The following is a 17,466-nucleotide window of genomic DNA, read 5'->3' on the forward strand; positions in this document are numbered from 1 at the left end:
ACGTCTGCGTTCCAGGCTAGGCGCCCGCGAAGGTGGGAGCAAGCAACGCCACCGGGCCGCTCCACTTTTCCTCCGGTCGAGCAGACGAGTCGACGCCCTCGACAGACGCCGCGCCAATGAAGCAGAGAGTCATCCGTCATCGCGAGACGCCCGGGCACATGAGCGCCACCCGAGCGCTGAAGGCGATCGTGGCGACAAAGCAGGCTCATCCGTGATGCCTCGCGTCGATCGATGGCTGTCGCGCGCTGGACACGCGCTCACCGCACGGGAAGACGGGGAAAGCCGTTACCGGCTCCGCACGATCCGCCCCAGGGTGTTCATGGACACGATTCCGCTTCCTCCCGACGACCGACGGCGCCTGTCACGGACGGCGGGATCCCGAACGTTTGTCCCGGCTCAAGCGGCCTGGCGGCCGAGCTGGGCCTCGGACACGGTCGACAGGTATCGCGCGAGCGCATCGTCGAGCGCGGGGAGCAGGAGCCCCCGCTGGCTGCCCAGCGCGCTGTACCGCGGGCGCGGCGCGACGAAGCCGAGCGCGCTGCCCGGGCAGCGGACGAGGAGCGCCGCGGGAAGGCGCGCCAGCGCGGCGCTCCGAGCTGCGAGCTCAGCCCAGGTCACCGCGTCGCGGTTGGCCAGATGCCAGAGGCCGCCCTCGCCGTCGATCAGGAGATCGAGGGTCGCGTCGACGAGGTCGGGTGTGTAGGTCGGCGTCACGATCAGGTCCTCGGCCGCGCTGAAGGGGCGGCCGTCGCGAAGCGCGCGCAGGGCGGCGGCGACGAAATGGGCCTCGTCCCACGGGTCGATGAAGGCCGCCGTGCGCACCACCAGCGCCGTCGGGAGGACCGAGAGCACCTGTCGCTCGGCAGCGGCCTTGCTCCGCCCGTACGCGCTCAGCGGCCGCGCCGGGTCGGTCTCCACATAGGGTGTCGTGCCCGTGCCGTCGAAGACCTGATCGGAAGAGAACGTGACGAGCCGGACGCCGCGCTCGCGGCACGCCGCCGCGAGCACCGCGGGCCCGGAGGCGTTCTCGCGCGCGCAGCGGTGAGGCTCGAGCTCGGCGTCGTCCACGCGCGCATAGCCCGCGGTGTTGACGACCGCCCACGGCGCGTGGCGCTCGAGGGCGCGCTCGACCGAGGCGGGATCGGCGATGTCCATCTCGGCGCGGCTCAGCATGCGGTGCGGCAGGCCGCGGCGGGCGCACAGGCGCGCAAACGCCCTGCCGAGCATGCCCGCGGCGCCGGCGATCACGATCGGCGGCCCCTCGGGCTGCGCCGTGAGGCCGCCGGACGGCTCGATGCGCCCCGCGACGTCGCGCCCCTCCACGCTGACCGCCGGATAGAGCAGCCGGTCCGGGCGGCTCCACCACCCCGACGTCGAGAGCACCGGGTGGAAGAAGGGCTCCCCGCGCGCGAGCGCCCGGACGAGCCCGGCGAGCGCGGTCGGACGCGGCGCCCCGCCGCGGACGTCGAAGACGCCCGGCTCGTAGCGCCCGCGCGCGCACACCACGAGGCTGTCCCAGTCGAACGAGCCGAGCAGCGCCCACGCGGTCATCGCCCGCACGTCCGCGCCCGCCGCGCGCGCGGCCACCGCCGCGCGGTACGCCTCGGCCAGCCAGCGGAGCTGCTCCTCGCGCGATCCGCCCAGGTGCGCCTCGGTGATCGCGACCGGCCGCCGGTAACGCTCCCAGACCTCCAGGAGGCGCGGGAGGTGCCCGCCCACGCCTTCGGCGACGACGCGCACGGCCTCGATATCGGCGTAGGCGTGCCGGCCGTTGCCGCCGCGCGCCCACGGCGGATAGCGCTCGAGGCGCTCGTCGATGAACCGCTCGCTCGTGATGTAGTAATTGACGCCGAGGATGTCCGGCGGACAGGGACATTCCACGAGCGCCTCGAGCTCGCCGGCGGACGCGCCCCACTCGAGGAGCCGGGGATACAGCGGGTGATCCCGGTCCACTCGCCCCATGAGCAGGTCGAAGCTCAACCACCTGCGGTGATTCTCGTGCTGCGCCTGGTACGCGAGCAGCGGCGTGCTGAACGTCCGCCCGAGATCCTCTGTCTGCACGAGGCGCGCGCGGGGGTTGATCTCGCGGATGGCGCGCATGGCCGCCGCGATCGCGCGGCACTGCGTGAGGAGCGCGCGGAGGAAGGCGCGGCCGTCCTGCCCGTGCGGGTACCAGTGGCCATAGAGGCCGGAGAAGCGCGCCGTGGTGAGCGGCTCGTTCACCGGCGTGTAGTCCTCGACCCACGGGTAGCGCGCGGCCACCGCGCGGGCGAAGCGCGCGAGCCCCTCGACGAAGCACGGGTCGAGGAGGCTCGTCCGGGGCGGCCCGCTGCCATGGTGGACGAGCCCCACGATCGGGCGCACGCCGAGGTCGCGCAGCCTCCCGAGGCGCGCGTCGGCCCACGCGAAGCGCGCGAGGCCGTCCGGCGCCGTGCGCTCCCAGAGCACGGGGTACCGCAGCGCCCGGATCCCGAGCGCGGCGAAGCGGTCGAGGTCGTCGAGCCGGTGCGCGTGGCCGTTCCGATCGAGCTGATCGTGGTACGCGTCGCCGACGCGGTTCACCGTGCACTCGACGCCGCCCCAGACCTCGATCGCCGGCGCGCCGCCCGGCCCGATCACGCCGCCTCCGCGAGGGGCCGAGTGCCAGGCGCGCCCGTCAGCTTCGCGTAGAGGGTGAGGGCCTGGGCGACGACCTGATCCATGTTGTAGTAGCGGTACGTGCCGAGCCGGCCGGCGAAGTGGACGCCGCACGTCGACCGAGCGAGCTCCTCGTACTTCCGGTAGAGCGCCGCGTTCTCCGGCCGCGGCACGGGGTAGTACGGGTCGCCGTCGCCCTTCGGGAACTCGTAGACGATCGTGGTCCTCGGGTGCGCCTGGCCGGTGAGGTACTTGAACTCGGTGACCCGGGTGTAGCTGTACTCGTTCGGATAGTTGATGACCGGCGCCGCCTGGTACACCTCCTGGTCCTTGGTCTCGAACTTGAACTCGAGCGAGCGATAGGGCAGCTTCCCGAAGCGATAATCGAAATAGGCGTCGACCGGGCCTGTATAGATGACCTCGCGGTGCGGGACGACAGCGCAGATCTCGCGGTAATCCGTGTTGAGCAGGATCTTGATGCCCGGGTGGTCGACCATCCGCTCGAACATCCGCGTGAACCCGTGGAGCGGCATCGCCTGGTAGGTGTCGGAGAAGTAGCGGTCGTCCCGGTTCGTTCGCACGGGGACGCGCGCCGTCACCGAGGCGTCGAGCTCCGACGGGTCGAGCCCCCATTGCTTGCGCGTGTAGCTGCGGAAGAATTTCTCGTAGAGCTCGCGCCCCACCTTGCTGACGATCACGTCCTCCGAGGTGCGGATGCGCTCGCGCCGCTCGGCCCTCGAGGCGAGGAATCCCTCGACCTCCAGCGCGTTGAGGCTCAGGCCGTAGAGGCCGTTGATCGTGTCGAGGTTGATCGGGATGGGCAGGAGCTGACCGTCGACCCAGGCGCGCACGCGGTGCTGGTAAGGGCGCCACTCGGTGAACCGCGACAGGTAATCGAAGACCTCCCGCGAGTTCGTGTGGAAGATGTGCGGTCCGTACCTGTGCACGAGGATGCCGGCGGCGTCGTAATGGTCGTACGCATTCCCGCCGATGTGCATGCGCACGTCGCAGAGCAGCACCTTCTTGCCCGCGCCGCGGGCGAGCCGCTCGGCGAGGACGCACCCGGCGAAGCCCGCGCCGACGATGAGGTAATCGAACATGGCTCACCTCGCCGCCACGGCCCGGCCGCGGCGCTCCAGGGCGCCCTCGAGGAGCCGCTCCATCCTGGCCCAGGTGGCGTCCCACGAGCGCTGCCCGAGGACGTCGTCCACGCGCGCGAGCATCGCGCCGCGCTCCTCGGCGAGGGCCGCCTCCACGGCGGCGACGAAATCGCGGGGCGCGTCCGCGATGCGCACCAGCCCGAGCTCGCCGTAGGGCTGCACCACGTCGCGGATCGACGTCGAGACGACGGGCCTGCCGCCGGCCAGGTACTCCGGCGTCTTCGTGGGGCTGATGAACCGCGTGGCCTCGTTCCGGGCGAAGGGCAGGAGCGCCACGTCCCAGCCCCCGAGATACGCGGGCAGGTCTTCATACCGCTTCTGCCCGAGGACATGGATGTTCGGCGCGCGGGGCAGCGTCGCCGGGTCGATCTTGACCACGGGCCCCACCAGCACGATCTGCCAGGCCGGCCGCAGCGCGGCCACGGCGGCGAGGAGATCGAGGTCCATGCGCTCGTCGAGGACGCCGAAGAAGCCCAGGCGCGGCCTCGGGATGGCGGCCTGGTCCTCGGGATCGGCGCGGGAGGCGGCCCGCGCGCGGGCGAAGTGCGCGACGTCGACGCTGCTCGGGAACGCGTGCACGCTCGGGTGCAGCGCGCGCTTCGCCTCGTAGAGGCTCGCGCCGCCGGCGAAGACCAGATCGGCGCGGCGCAGGAGCTCGGCCTCGCGCTCCTTGAGCCCCGGGGGCGCCCCGGCGAACGCCGAGAGCTCGTCCATGCAATCGTACACGGTCGCCGCGGGCGCGAGGTGCCGAGAGAACGAGAGCGCCACCGGCGTGTAATACCAGAGCACGCAGTCGCCGATCGCGTGGCGCTTCATCATGCCGTCGAGGAGCTCGCGTTGCATGGCAGAGGCCCGGGACGGCTCGGCGCCGGAGGGCAGGTGCGGAGTCGCGACGCAGAGGCCCTGGTGCTGTGTCGCCGTCTCCTCGAGGCGCGCGGGCCCGCCGTCGAACACCGGCTCCTCGAAGAAGAAGACCCGGCGCCGCCGCGCGCAGCGCGTGAGCAGGTGTTGCGGCCTCTGAAACACGAAGCTGAAACGCAGGTGCGAAAAGCAGATCACGTCCGGCTGCGGTCTCGCGCTCATCGATCCCTCCCGCTCGCATCTCGCTGTGCACCTGGGTCGCATCCCGGGCTTCCGACAAGCGCTATTCAAGGAGCATGCCCGGAATCGCGCCGCGGCGCGGCGTCAGCGCTCCTCGCGCGGAGCCGCCGCGCGAGGGCGTGTCCATGTCGAGGAACAGGCCCGGAAACCCGTGGCAGCTGGACGAGATCGGGGTCGGCTCACGCGCGGCGGCGCTCCAGGCCGGCCGGCGCCCCCGGCGCGGCTAACCGCCGTCCTCGACCAGGGGATCGACCACGCCCTCCTGCCGAGGTCCCTCGCGTCCTCGGAGCTCCAGGCAATCGGGCTGTAGGTGCCCGGCGACGCGGCCGCGCGTCGCGGCGGCGATCTCGTGAAGCGGGAACTTCGGGGTTCGATCCGCGTAGAGAAGCCCGTTCGCCTCCTGGTACGTGTCGGCGAACTGCGTGTAACAGAAGCCGCTGAGCAGCTCGACCGAGCGCACGGCCGCGAGCAAGCCCTCGTAGGCCCGGGCGAACGACCCCGGGTCGTTGCAGAGCGAATAGCCCCAGATCCCCGGGATGCCCCGCCGGAGCGCGATCCCGCCGAACTCCGACAGGATGATCGGGAGGTCGCTCGCGCCGCGGTGGCCGTCGAGCACGAGGAGGCGCCCGCCGGGGCGCTCGCGCTGGAACAGCCGGGGCCGGACCTCCTCGGCGTGGTAGCGCCGCGCGATCCGCTCCGCGTCGGCGTCGTAGTCGTGGATCCCGATGATGTCGGTCGCGACGCTCTCCCAGCCGTCGTTGCCGACCACGGGGCGGGTCGAGTCGAGCGTCTTGGTGAGGTGGTAGAGCGCCTCGACCCAGTGGCGCTCCCGGGCGTTGTCCGGCAGGTTCGGCACGCCCCAGGACTCATTGAACGGCACCCACGCCATGACGCAGGGGTGGCTGTAATCGCGCTCGATCACGTCGGTCCACTCCCGCGTGAGGCGCTCGACCGACTGCGCGGTGAAGCGGTAGGCGCTCGGCATCTCCTCCCAGACCAGGAGCCCGAGCGTATCCGCCCAGTAGAGATAGCGCGGGTCCTCGATCTTCTGGTGCTTGCGCACGCCGTTGAAGCCCATGGCACGCGCGAGCTCCACGTCGCGCCGGAGCGCGTGATCGTCCGGCGGCGTCATCCCGGTCCCGGGCCAGTAGCCCTGATCCAGCACCATCCGGAGCGGGAGCGGCCTCCCGTTGAGCACGACGCGATCGCCCTGGATCGCGATCGAGCGCAGCGCCGTGTAGCTCCGGACGCTGTCGAGGACCTCCCCGTCCCCGCCGAGGAGCTCGATCTCGGCCTGGATCAGGATGGGGCACTCGGGGCTCCACAGGAGGTGGTTCCGGAAGTCGTCGATCCCCGGATCGGAGAGCGCGATGCGCCGGTGCACCTCGCCGGCGACGACGGTGTACGTGTCGTCGGCGAGCAGCGCGTCGTCGCTGTGGAGCCGAACCCTGAGGCGCAGGTCGTCGCGCCGCTCCCCGGCGATCCTCACGTAGCAGTCGATCTCCCATCGCGTGAGGCTCGACGCCCAGCGCACGGCCCCGATCGACGTCCTCGGCACGCGCTCCATCCAGACGGTCTGCCAGATCCCGGTCGTGCGCGGATACCAGATCGAGTGCGGCTCGCGCTGCCAGTCCTGCTTGCCGCGCGGCTTCGCCAGGTCGGCGGGGTCGTCCTCGGCGCGGACGACGATCTCCTTTGCCCCTTTCGCGCCGAGGTAGTCGGTGATGTCGACGCTGAACGGCGTGTAGCCGCCCACGTGGCGCGCGACCACGCACCCTTCTACCCAGACGGTGGCCTCGTAGTCGACGGCGCCGAAGTGCAGGATCAGCCGCTCGCCGTGGCGGAGGTCGGGCGCCTCGAACGTCCGCCGGTAGAAACAGGCGCAATAAAACCCCATCTCCCCGACCCCGCTCTGCTCCGTCTCCGGCGAGAACGGGACGTCGATGACGCGATCCCACACGACCTCGGCGGGCTTGCTCCACCTCGCCTGCGGATCGAGCGCGAACGCCCATCGCCCGTTCAGGGAGGTCCACCCGGCGCGCCGGAGCTGCGGCCTCGGATATCCGTGCTCGCGGCCGCCCGCGCTCGACAGCTCGTCCTCCGCGGCGTGTCGCCCCTCCGCTCGCCTCGGTGCCATCGCGTGACGTCTCCTCCCTCCGCACGAGCCGCCGGACCGAACCGCGGAGTCGCAGCGCTCCTCGCCAGGCGCTGGATGATGCCCGTGCGCCCGGCGCAAGTCCAACCGCTCCCCTCAAATAGGCCCGTTGCACCGCCCGGCCTGTCCCCCCGTCGGCAGGATATCAAAGCAAACTCCACATTTCCTGTTCACGCCGACATCCCTTCTCTCGACACGCACACTCAGCCTGCTCGTCACCACGCCAGTTCCCCCCACCAGGCGTCCTGGCCAGGGATCTGGAGAGAGAGAGAGTTCAACGCAAAGGCGCAAAGGCGCAAAAAAGCAAATATTCACGTATTTTTGCGTCTTTGCGCTCTTTGTGCCTTTACGTTAAAATTCTCTTCGCTCGCGTGGCACATCCCTGGCCCGCCCGCGCTACCATCCCGCCGTCCCACCCCGAGCAGCCCGGCCCCTCGCTGCATGTCCTCGCCCCCTCCCGCGTCCACCGCGCCCGCCTTCGCCGAGATGACCGTCGGCGCCCACCGGCTCGCGCTCCTCAAGGACGGCGCCCAGACCTACCCGGCCATGCTCGAGGCCATCGCCCGGGCCCGGCGCACGATCTGCCTCGAGACGTACATCCTGCGGGACGATCGCACCGGCCGGCGCTTCGCCGAGGCGCTCATGGAGCGGGCGGCGGCGGGCGTCGAGGTGAGCGTGCTCTTCGATGCCTGGGGCTCGTCCGTCTCGTCGTCGTTCCTCGACGGGCTCCGCCGCGCCGGCGTCCGTCCCCTCGCCTTCCGCCCCCTCGAGCTCTCGGCCCCCTTCGGGAAGGTGGCCCGCCGCGACCACCGCAAGGCGCTCATCGTCGACGGCACCGTCGCCTTTACCGGCGGCCTCAACATCTCCGACGACTACGCCGCCCCGGAGGACGGCGGCGCCGGCTGGCGCGACACCCACCTCCGGATCGAGGGCCCCGCCGCCGCCGAGCTCCAGTACTTCTTCCTGCGCACCTGGCAGCGCGCCGGCGGCGCCCCCATCGACGATCGGCGCTACGGCTACGCCGAGCGCAGGCCCGACCCCGCCGTCCAGATCATCAGCAACGACCTCCCCCGGCGCAGGCACCGCCACGGCATCCGCGACGCCTACCGGCACGCCATCGAGCGCGCCCGGCGCCGGATCTTCATCACCAACGCCTACTTCCTGCCGCCGCTCCGGGTGATCCACGCGCTCTCCGCCGCCGCGCGCCGCGGCGTCGACGTCAGGATCATGGTCGCCGGCACCACCGACGTGCCCGCGGTCCTGCTCGCGTCGCGCACCATCTACGGCCACCTCCTCGACGCCGGCGCCCGCATGCTCGAGTGGCGCGGCCGCGTCCTGCACGCCAAGACCGCGGTCATCGACGGCGTCTGGTCCACCGTCGGCTCCACGAACCTCGACAGCCAGTCGCTCCGCATGAACCTCGAGGCGAACGCCGTCATCTCGCACCGCGGGTTCGCCGGCGCCCTGGAGCGGATGTTCGCCGACGACCTCGCCCACTGCCGCGAGATCACCGTCGCGCACTGGGCCCGGCGCCCGCTCTGGGAGCGGGCGGCCTCGTGGACAGCCTACCTCGCGCGCGACTGGCTCTGACCCCGGCGCGCTCGCTCGGCGTCGTTCGACGCCGTCGACGTCGTTCGACGTCGTTCGACGTTCTCACCCCCCCGCCCGCGCGCACCGCCGCGCTCGCCGGCGGGTGCTACCGTTCGGTATGTCCGACTTCCGCCGCTTCCGCGGCACCGAACGCTACCTCACCAACGAAGCGCTCGAGGCCGCCGTCAACTGCGCGCTGGTCCTGGAGCGGCCGCTCCTCGTCAAGGGAGAGCCCGGCACCGGCAAGACGCTGCTCGCCGAGGCCATCGCGCAGAGCCTGTCCGCAGAGCTCATCCCCTGGCACGTCAAGAGCACCACGCGGGCCCAGGACGGGCTCTACGTCTACGACACCGTCCAGCGGCTCTACGACGCGCGCTTCGGCGACGGCGACGTGCGCGACATCCGCCGGTACATCAAGCTCGGCCCCCTCGGGAGGGCGTTCAGCGCCGACAGGCGCGTCGTGCTCCTCATCGACGAGGTCGACAAGGCCGATCTCGAATTCCCGAACGACCTCCTCCACGAGCTCGATCGGATGCGCTTCCGCGTCGCCGAGACCGGGGACGAGATCGTCGCCCGGGAGCGGCCCGTCGTGATCATCACCAGCAACAACGAGAAGGAATTGCCGGACGCCTTCCTGCGCCGCTGCGTCTTCCACTTCATCGATTTCCCGGAGCCGGAGCTCATGCGGGACATCGTCCGCGTCCACCACCCCGAGCTCGATCGGACGCTGGCCGATCAAGCGATGCAGGTCTTCTACGAGATCCGGAAGAACACCCGGATCCGGAAGCGGCCCTCGACGAGCGAGCTCATCGACTGGATCGCCGTGCTGCGCAAGGCGGGCGTGGGCGAGGTGAAGCTCGACAAGACGCTGCCGTTCCTCGGCGCGCTGCTCAAGAAGGAGCAGGACCTCGCGGCCCTGGCCGATCAGCTGGCCGGCGGCAGGCGGTACCGGTCGTAGCGATGTTCGTCGCGTTCCTCTACGAGCTCCGGGCCCGCAAGGTCCCGGTCGGCGCCCAGGAGGCGATCGGCCTCGCGCGCGCGCTCGCCGCGGGCCTCCACGAGAGCTCGCTCGACGGCTTCTACCACGTCGCGCGGGCGCTCCTGGTCCACTCCGAGGCGCACCTCGACGACTTCGACCTCGCGTTCGCCCAGCACTTCCGCGGCGTGCACGTGGAGGCCAAGGCGATCGCCGAGGAGCTCCTCTCGTGGCTCCGGGATCCGGTGAAGATGCGCGCCCTCTCCGAGGAGGAGAAGGCGATGATCGAGGAGCTCGACCTCGAGGAGGTGCTCCGGCGGTTCGAGGAGCGCCTCCGCGAGCAGCGGGAGCGCCACGACGGGGGGAACCGGTGGATAGGGACCGGCGGCACGTCGCCGTTCGGCCGGGGCGGGTTCAACCCGAGCGGCATCCAGGTCGGCGGCTCCGCGGGCGGGCGGAGCGGCGCGATGCAGAACGCCGACGCGCGCCGGTACCGGCCTTATCGCAGCGACGTCACGCTCGACGTGCGCCAGATCGAGGTGGCGCTGCGCAAGCTGCGCGCCTTCGCGCGCGAGGGCGGCGAGCGCGAGCTCGACGTCGAGGCGACGATCGACGCGACGGCCAGGAACGCGGGCGAGATCGAGATCGTCACGCGGCCCCCGCGACGGCCGAACACGCGCGTGATCCTGATGATGGACGTGGGCGGCTCGATGGATCCCAACGCCGCGCTCGTGTCGCAGCTGTTCAGCGCGGCGAAGCGCGCGACGCACTGGAAGGAGCTGAGGAGCTACTACTTCCACAACTGCGTCTACGAGAAGGTCTACAAGACCGAGGGGCTGCAGGAGCCCGTGCCGGTGCGCGAGCTCCTCCGCGAGTGCGGCAAGCAGCACAAGCTCGTGATGGTCGGGGACGCGTCGATGGCGCCGTACGAGCTGCTCGGCTCGTCGGGCTACGGCGGCGCCTCGCTCGACGCCGACGCGCGGCTGCCCGGCGTCGCCTGGCTGATGATGCTCCGCGAGCATTTCGACCGCGCCGTGTGGCTGAACCCGGACGGGATCGGCCCGTACCCCCACCCGACCGTCGACGCGATCAAGGGCATCTTCCCGATGTTCGCGCTCACGCTCGAGGGCCTGGGAGAGGCCGTCTCCGAGCTCGTCCGCGGCCGCGGTCGCGGCTGAGCCGGCGCGGCGCGCGGATACGGCTGAGCCGGCGCGGCGCGCGGGCGCGGTGTCGACGGGGCGCGTCAGCCGGCCGCGCGCCTGAACACCTCGGCCGTGGTCGACGCGACGAGGGCGCGGTCGAGCCAGCCATCGAGCTCGCGCTCGCTCCTGCACGACGCGATCTTCGCCGCCGCCGACTTCGTGAGCCGCAGCCCTCGCCGATCGAGGACGCGCCGCAGCGCATCGCGCTTGCCCTCGAGGATCCCTTCCTCGCGGCCCTCTTCGCGGCCCTCTTCGCGGCCCTCTTCTCGGCCCTCTTCTCGGCCCTCTTCTCGGCCCTCTTCTCGGCCCTCCTCGCGCCCTGCAGCGAGCACGGCGTCGAGGTCCTCGTAGCCGCGCCGCTGGAGCAGGTTGGTCAGCGTGGCCTTCTCCGCCTCGCTGCGATCGTAGAGCGCCTCGACCGGGAACGCGTTCTTCAGGATGCCCGGCGCGCTCAGCAGCTGCCCGGGGAGCACGACCCGCACCTTCCGTCGGGGCTCGTGCACCTCGACCCGCCGTGGGCCGTTGAGGCGCACCACCCACACGAGCTTCGTGCCGGCCGCGAGCAGCTCGTCGATCTTCTCCGCGAGCTCCTTCTCGTCCTGCCCCACGTCGGCGTACTCGATGGCGAGCTCCGGTACCCCCTTCACCCAGCCGGGCCGGTCGGGCACGTTCCCCACCGCCACGTCCGGCGCCCGGAGGGTGCCCGGCCCCAGGGAATACCCCGTGTCCACGCCCGCCTCCTTGACCGCCGGATCCCACCCGACGACCGAGCTGCCCAGGTGGTTCGGCCCGGAGGCTCGCCCGCCCGTGGGGGCGCAGTACACGGGGTGGCCATTCGACAGCTCGTACGGAGCGCCCGAGCGGAGGTGCTCCGGTCGAAACGGGCCGCGTTCCGCCGGACGGCGCTTGGCCTGCATGGACATGAGAGGACGATAGCATGCGGGCGGCGCACCCCGGCGGGCGGCGCGCCCGGCATGAGCGCGGCTACGGCCCGGCCGGCGCCCCCGCCTACTGGCTCGGCAGCCACATGCGGAACGCCGTGCCCGCGCACCGGCCCGTCGTCGCCGTGATCTCGCCGCCGTGCGCCTCGATGATGACCCGGCTCAGCGCGAGCCCGAGGCCGGTCCCCTTCACCTTGGCGGTCACGAGCGGCTCGAAGAGGTGGTCGACCACGCAAGGGTGGACGCCGGGGCCGTTGTCCTCGACCTCGAGGTACGTGCGCTCGTCGCCTCGCCACGCGCGCGTGACGATCGAGCCGCCAGGGGCGTTGTCGAGCGCCTCGATGGCGTTGAGGTAGAGGTTCGAAAAGACGCGCTCGAGCAGGATGGGGTCGCACAGGAGCGTGAGGTCGGCCGGCGCGACGGCGACCTCGAAGCGGACCGCCGTGGGCAGGACCAACGCGTGCCGAGCGCTCTCGATGAGCTTGCCGACGTGCGCCGGCTCGCGCCGCAGCGGCTCGCCGCGCGCCAGCCCGAGGACGCTGCCGATGACCTCGTGCGCCTTGCGGATCTCGCACGTCACCCGGTCGAGGTGGCGCAGCAGGCGGGGCCGATCGTCGAGGTCGCGCTGCGCGAGGTAGAGCGACGACTCCGCGACCGCGAGGGCGTTGCGCAGCTCATGGGCGACGCTCGCACCAACCGCTCCCGCCGCGGCGAGGCGCGCGGCGCAGCATTCGGTCTCGTGACCCTCTTTTGCCATAAAGCGGACCGCAGCGTAGCCGATCCGCGGGCGATCGCCCGCGCGCTCCGAGGGCGACGCGATGACCTCACCCGGAGGATCTTTGCGGTGCGACCGTCCCGGGCTGGCTCACTCGGCGTCCGCGGCGAGCGCCGGGGACGGCGCCCGCTCCGGGGCCGACTTGACGCGACGCGCCCGCTCGAGGTCGAAGAGCGAGAAGCGCTCGCCCGCGGCGGAGCCCGACGGCGCGGCGCGGCCGAACAGCTGAAGCCGCACGGCGCGGTGCGGCGGGGGCGCGATCGCGCCCGGCGCCCCCCCGGGCTCGCCCGCGATCACCGCCGCGACCTCGGAGGATTTCACCGCGCCCGAGCCGCGGATGTCGACCTCGACCTCCAGGGCGACGAGATCGCCGACGAGCCCCGCGCGCGCGAGCGCCGAGAGCACGTCGGGCCCGCCCACCTCGGCCCGCACGAGGTACTGGCGCACGTCGACCATCTTCGCGATCCGCTCGATCTCCCGGCGGATCGGGAGCGACGCGGCCGAGAGGGCGGCGCTGCAGCGGGCCGCGAGGACCGCCTCGGCGTCGGCGCCGATCGACGAGCGCGCGAACGCGAGCGCGTAGCGCGCGCCGGCGATCAGCTTGCTCAGGGAAGGGTCCTCGGGGCCGAGCTTCACGGCGCCGCGGAACGCGAGCCCGCGGGGGCTCGCGGCCGACATCGAGGCGACGAGCGCCTCGAGCGCGGCCGGGTCGAGGTCGCGCTCGAGGCGGAGGTCGACGTACTCATCGAGGCTGATGACGCCGAGCGAGAGCGCCGGCGAGAACGTCATGTCGGGCTTCGGGTGGAAGCCCGCGGTGTAGGTCATCGGCGCGCCGACGCGCCGGAGCACGCGCGGCAGCTCGCGCACGACGTCCAGGTGGCCGAGCAGCGCCATCGGGCCGGTCTTCTCGAAGCAGAAGCGGTAACGGAAGCCGCCGCGCCCCTTCGGCGCGGGCGCGCGCGGGGGCGCCGCCGCCTCGGCGCGCGGGAGTGCTGCGGCCTCGGCGCGCGGGGGCGCCGCCACCTCGGCGCGCGGGGGCGCCGCCGCCTCGGCGCGGGCCGGATCCTCGGGCGACGGCGCGGCGTCTGCCGGCAGCGAGGCGGCCGCGTCGGTGAGCACCGGCAGCGACCGCTTGTGGGCGCCGAGCCGGTCGAGGAAGGTCAGCCGCTCCTCGCGCATCTGCGTCATGTCGCAGGCGACGCCGCAGTCGTAGCAGACGAGCCGCCGCGTATCGGCCCTGGCGTCCTCGAGGTTCGTGTGGTGCACGAACGTGCCGGCGACCTTGCCGCACGGCGGGCTGAGGCGGCTCTGGAGCGCCTTCCTGTACTCCTTCGCGAGGAAGCCCTCCTCGAGGCCGACGTCGATGTGATCCCAGGGCAGCCGCGCCGTCACCGGGAGGGTGCCGAGGTACTTCGCCCGGTCGACGCCGAAATGCGCGAACGCCTCCTCCCACACGGACAGCTTGAGCTGATCGTCCCACGAGTCGAAGCGAGCGCCGTTCCGCCACGCCCGCTCGAGGACGTCGGCGAGGGGGCGGTCGCCGCGGGCGAAGATGCCCTCGAGGACGCTGGCGTGGGCCTCGTGCGTCTTCAGCGTGACGGCGCGGTAGGGCCGCACCGTGTCCCGGAGCAGCTGCTGCTTGCGCCCGACCTCGGCGAGCGGGTCCATCGCCGCCCACTGGAACGGGGTGTGCGGCTTCGGCACGTGGGTCGAGACGCTGACGGTCACGTCGACCGGCTTGCCCTTGCCGGCCGCTCTCCGCCCGGCGCCGGCCGCGCGGGCGCCCGTCTCGACGATGCCGCGCACGTCCTCGTCGGTCTCGGTCGGGAGGCCGATCATGAAGTAGAGCTTCATCTTGCCCCAGCCGCGGCTGAACACGCGCTCGGCCGTCTCGAGGAGCTGCTCCTCCGTGACGTTCTTGTTCACGACGTCGCGCATCCTCTGGGTCCCCGCCTCGGGCGCGAACGTGAGGCCCGTGGCGCGCACGCGCTTGAGCTCGTCGAGGAGGTCGGGCTCGAGCCCGTAGGCGCGCAGCGACGAGACGCCGAGCGAGATGCGCTCCTTCGTGAGGCGGTCGGTGACCTTCTTGACGAGCGGCGAGATGCACGAGACGTCGGCCGTCGACAGCGCCGTGAGCGAGACCTCGTCCTGGCCGGACTTCTGCACCGCGCGCATCACGGTGTCGACGATCTGCTCGGGATCGCGCTCGCGGACCGGGCGGTAGATCATGCCGGCCTGGCAGAAGCGGCACCCCTCGGTGCAGCCGCGGGCGATCTCGATCGACATGCGGTCGAAGATGGCCTCGGGGCCGCCGGTGGGGCTCTCGTCCGGGAACGGGTACCGGTTCAGGTCGACCAGGGCGCGGTCGATGGGGAACGGGATGCCGTCGACGAGCGGGCGGTCGACGACCTCGAGGCCGGTGTCGGGGTCGAGCCGGGTCGCGTAGAGCGAGGGCACGTACACCGCGCCGAGGCGCGCGATCGCGGCGAGCCGCTCGCGCCGCGGCACGCCCTCCCGCTTGAGCCGGGTCCACGTGAGGGCGACCTCGGTCGCCTTCTCCTCGCCGTCGCCGATGACGAGGGCGTCGAGGAAGGGGGCGACCGGCTCGGGGTGGGTCGCCGTCGGGCCGCCCGCGATGACGATCGGGTCGTCCTCGCCGCGGTCCTCCGCGCGCAGGGGGACGCCGCCGAGGTGCAGCATCGTGAGGATGTTGGAGTAGGTGAGCTCGAACTGCAGGGAGAAGCCCACCACGTCGAAGTCCCGGAGCGGCCGCGCGGACTCGAGCGAGACGAGCGGCAGCCCGCGCTTCACGAGCTGCGCCTCCATGTCGACCCACGGCGCATAGCAGCGCTCGGCCAGCGTGCGCGGGTCGTCGTTCAGGAGCTTGTAGAGGATCTTGAAGCCGAGGTGGCTCATCCCGATGTCGTAGACGTCGGGGAAGGCGAGGCAGACGCGCGCCTCGACCGACGCCCAGTCCTTCACGACCGAGCCGACCTCGCCGCCCGCGTAGCGCGCGGGCTTCTCGACCTGATCGAGAAAGGAGGCGTACGGGTGGTCGGCGAGCAGGGGGAGGCTGTCCATGGCGCTCCGGCGCGTAGCATGGCCGGCGCGTGGCGGCATCCGCGGGCCCCGGGCTCCGGGCGCCCGCCCGCTGTCGCGGCCGGCAGCGGCCCGGGGGTCGCCGCGGGCCCGGAGCGGCGCGGCGGCCCGCTTGGGCTATGCTCACCCCGTGCGCGAGCGGGATGCCCACCACGTGGAGATCGATCGGCAGCGGCACGTCGAGTACCGCGATCCCAGCGAGTTCGACCGGATCGCCTTCGCCATGCGCGCGCTGGACCGCCTCCGGCCGAAGCGGATGACCGTCGCCGTCTACCCGGCCATCGCGGCGCTCCGCGTCGAGCGCGGGAGCAACCTGCAGCGCGGCGAGGGGGGCTCGTGGGCGATCGTCGGCATCCCGCCGCACGCGAGCCGCGAGCACATCGCCTACGCCCTCGCCGAGCTCGCGGGCGTCGAGTCGGTGCCCTACGCGGTGCAGAGCCTCCTCGCGGCCGACAGGAACGCCGACGCCTAGGCGCGCCGGCACGATCGCCGAGGCCTGAAGCGCGCCGCCCCGCCAGAGCGCCCATCGCGACCCGCGCGCGGCTCATCTCCGCGCTCGCGCCACGCGGTCGTCACGCGCCCGTCACGCGCTCCAGCGTGTGGGACTGCCCCGCACGGACGCCGCCGCCCTGCGTCCTCGGCGCGCGCCTCCGGCTGCGCCGCCGGAAGTTGCCGCTGTCCCGAGATCGCCGCGCCTCTCCCGCGCGGCGGATGGTATTGCGCCCCGCACCCGGGAGAGCGACGCTGCGCCCGTGCCATCTGCGATCCGGCGACACATCGAGCGCCACCGCGCCGCGAAGGCGGTGTGGAGCGTCATCGTCAGCCTGGACCGCCACAACGGGCCGCGGGCCGCGAGCGCGATGGCCTTCGACGCGTTCCTCAGCCTGATCCCCCTCGCCGCCTTCGCCGGCTACGTGCTCAGCCGGACCAAGGAGTGGTCGGACCTCGTGGTCCAGCCGCTCCTCAAGGCCGCGCCCCCGGAGGTCGCCAACCTCGTCTCAGAGGAGCTCTTCCGGCTCTCGCAGTCGTCGGCGGTCGCCCCCATCAGCATCACCGGCTTCCTCTGGATCACGTCCTCCGGGCTCTCGACCGCCATGGGCGTGTTCGACACCATCTACAACACGCGCGAGCGCCCCTGGTACGTCCGCAGGGCGATCGCGGCGGCGTGCGTGATGGCCAGCCTGGCCGTGGTGCCCGTGGTCGCCGGCGTCGGCGTGCTGATCGGCTCGCTCTCCGGCTCGATCGGCGCCCGCATCGTCGCCTTCGCCCTCCCGGCCGGGCTCGTCACCTGCATGGTGGCCGCGTTCTTCCGGCTCTCGATCCAGCGCCCGAACATCGAGCGGCGCCGGATCTTCCCGGGCGCGGTGCTCACCGTGGTGCTCTGGTCGGTCGTGTCGACCCTGTTCTCGCTCTACGTCGCCACGCTCGGCCGCTACGCCACGTTCTACGGGAGCCTCGCGACCGTCGCGATCTTCCTGTTCTGGCTGTGGCTCCTGGCCCTGGCGCTGCTCATCGGCGGCGAGCTGAACGCGCGCCTGGAGCGCGAGCGCGCCGGGGTGCTGTCGGTCCCGCCCCCCGGCAAGTGGAGCGCGCTGGAGCTCTCCGAGCTGGCCCAGCTCACCGACCCTGCCCTGAGCCCCACGCCGCTGCCCCAGAGCGCCACGCCGCTGCCCCAGAGCGCGACGCTGCCCCAGAGCGCGGCGCTCCCCCGCGGCGCCGCGGCGCAGCGCCGCGACGCCCAGGGCGAGGCGGACGAAGACGAAGAGCGCGGCTCCCCGAGCTCGCCGCCGCAGCGGCAAGCCGCGGGGTAGCAGGCCCCGCCGCCCCCGG

General features: G+C 72.4%; 12 protein-coding genes. 5 read left to right on the forward strand and 7 right to left on the reverse strand.

The features are described 5' to 3' along the window. Nucleotides 1-396 precede the first annotated feature (396 nt). The 4 genes from WME83_RS38690 to WME83_RS38705 all read right to left on the reverse strand — a co-directional run bounded on the left by WME83_RS38690 (nt 397) and on the right by WME83_RS38705 (nt 7,035). Nucleotides 397-2,619 (reverse strand): SDR family oxidoreductase, encoded by a 2,223-nt coding sequence (locus tag WME83_RS38690; RefSeq protein WP_437314718.1) that lies wholly within the window; start codon nt 2,617-2,619, stop codon nt 397-399. Beyond that, nucleotides 2,616-3,737 carry a UDP-galactopyranose mutase gene (gene glf, locus WME83_RS38695; RefSeq protein ID WP_437314719.1) on the reverse strand — a complete coding sequence of 374 codons (1,122 nt, stop codon included), beginning with the start codon at nt 3,735-3,737 and terminating at the stop codon, nt 2,616-2,618. The genes WME83_RS38690 and glf overlap by 4 nt, the downstream gene beginning before the upstream one ends. A gap of 3 nt (nt 3,738-3,740) precedes the next feature. After that, on the reverse strand, nt 3,741-4,880 hold the full coding sequence (locus WME83_RS38700; RefSeq protein WP_437314720.1) for a glycosyltransferase: 1,140 nt from the start codon (nt 4,878-4,880) through the stop codon (nt 3,741-3,743). A gap of 241 nt (nt 4,881-5,121) precedes the next feature. After that, nucleotides 5,122-7,035: a glycoside hydrolase family 2 protein gene (locus tag WME83_RS38705; RefSeq protein WP_437314721.1), complete on the reverse strand. Its 1,914-nt coding sequence runs from the start codon at nt 7,033-7,035 to the stop codon at nt 5,122-5,124. 459 nt (nt 7,036-7,494) lie between these two features. Between WME83_RS38705 and clsB the strand changes: the two genes are divergently transcribed. From clsB to WME83_RS38720, 3 genes are all read left to right on the forward strand, one after another. Further along, nucleotides 7,495-8,643 (forward strand): cardiolipin synthase ClsB, encoded by a 1,149-nt coding sequence (gene clsB / locus WME83_RS38710; protein WP_437314722.1) that lies wholly within the window; start codon nt 7,495-7,497, stop codon nt 8,641-8,643. Nucleotides 8,644-8,761: 118 nt separating this feature from the next. Beyond that, nucleotides 8,762-9,601 carry an AAA family ATPase gene (locus tag WME83_RS38715; protein ID WP_020739599.1) on the forward strand — a complete coding sequence of 280 codons (840 nt, stop codon included), beginning with the start codon at nt 8,762-8,764 and terminating at the stop codon, nt 9,599-9,601. 2 nt (nt 9,602-9,603) lie between these two features. Continuing rightward, the gene (locus WME83_RS38720) at nt 9,604-10,797 is read left to right on the forward strand and encodes a vWA domain-containing protein (protein ID WP_437314723.1); all 1,194 of its coding nucleotides are present in this window, start codon (nt 9,604-9,606) and stop codon (nt 10,795-10,797) included. A gap of 65 nt (nt 10,798-10,862) precedes the next feature. Here the strand turns inward: WME83_RS38720 and WME83_RS38725 are convergent, their stop codons facing one another. The 3 genes from WME83_RS38725 to WME83_RS38735 form a co-directional block, all read right to left on the reverse strand. Then, nucleotides 10,863-11,738 carry a Uma2 family endonuclease gene (locus tag WME83_RS38725; RefSeq protein ID WP_437322092.1) on the reverse strand — a complete coding sequence of 292 codons (876 nt, stop codon included), beginning with the start codon at nt 11,736-11,738 and terminating at the stop codon, nt 10,863-10,865. Nucleotides 11,739-11,829: 91 nt separating this feature from the next. Continuing rightward, a complete protein-coding gene (locus tag WME83_RS38730; RefSeq protein ID WP_437314724.1) occupies nt 11,830-12,519 on the reverse strand; it encodes a sensor histidine kinase in 690 nt (229 codons plus the stop codon). A 108-nt stretch (nt 12,520-12,627) separates the two neighbouring features. Beyond that, nucleotides 12,628-15,618 (reverse strand): TIGR03960 family B12-binding radical SAM protein, encoded by a 2,991-nt coding sequence (locus WME83_RS38735; RefSeq protein WP_437314725.1) that lies wholly within the window; start codon nt 15,616-15,618, stop codon nt 12,628-12,630. Between the two features lie 148 nt (nt 15,619-15,766). Between WME83_RS38735 and WME83_RS38740 the strand changes: the two genes are divergently transcribed. After that, nucleotides 15,767-16,108, forward strand: coding sequence for a hypothetical protein (locus WME83_RS38740; RefSeq protein WP_020739604.1), 342 nt, complete (start codon nt 15,767-15,769; stop codon nt 16,106-16,108). A gap of 280 nt (nt 16,109-16,388) precedes the next feature. Beyond that, complete coding sequence (locus WME83_RS38745; protein ID WP_437314726.1) at nt 16,389-17,447, forward strand: YihY/virulence factor BrkB family protein; 1,059 nt, start codon at nt 16,389-16,391, stop codon at nt 17,445-17,447. The last annotated feature ends 19 nt before the right edge of the window (nt 17,448-17,466 follow it).

It is taken from the genome of Sorangium sp. So ce385 (genome assembly GCF_051474135.1).
In the GTDB taxonomy this organism is placed as follows: Bacteria; Myxococcota_A; Polyangia; order Polyangiales; family Polyangiaceae; genus Sorangium; species Sorangium cellulosum_D.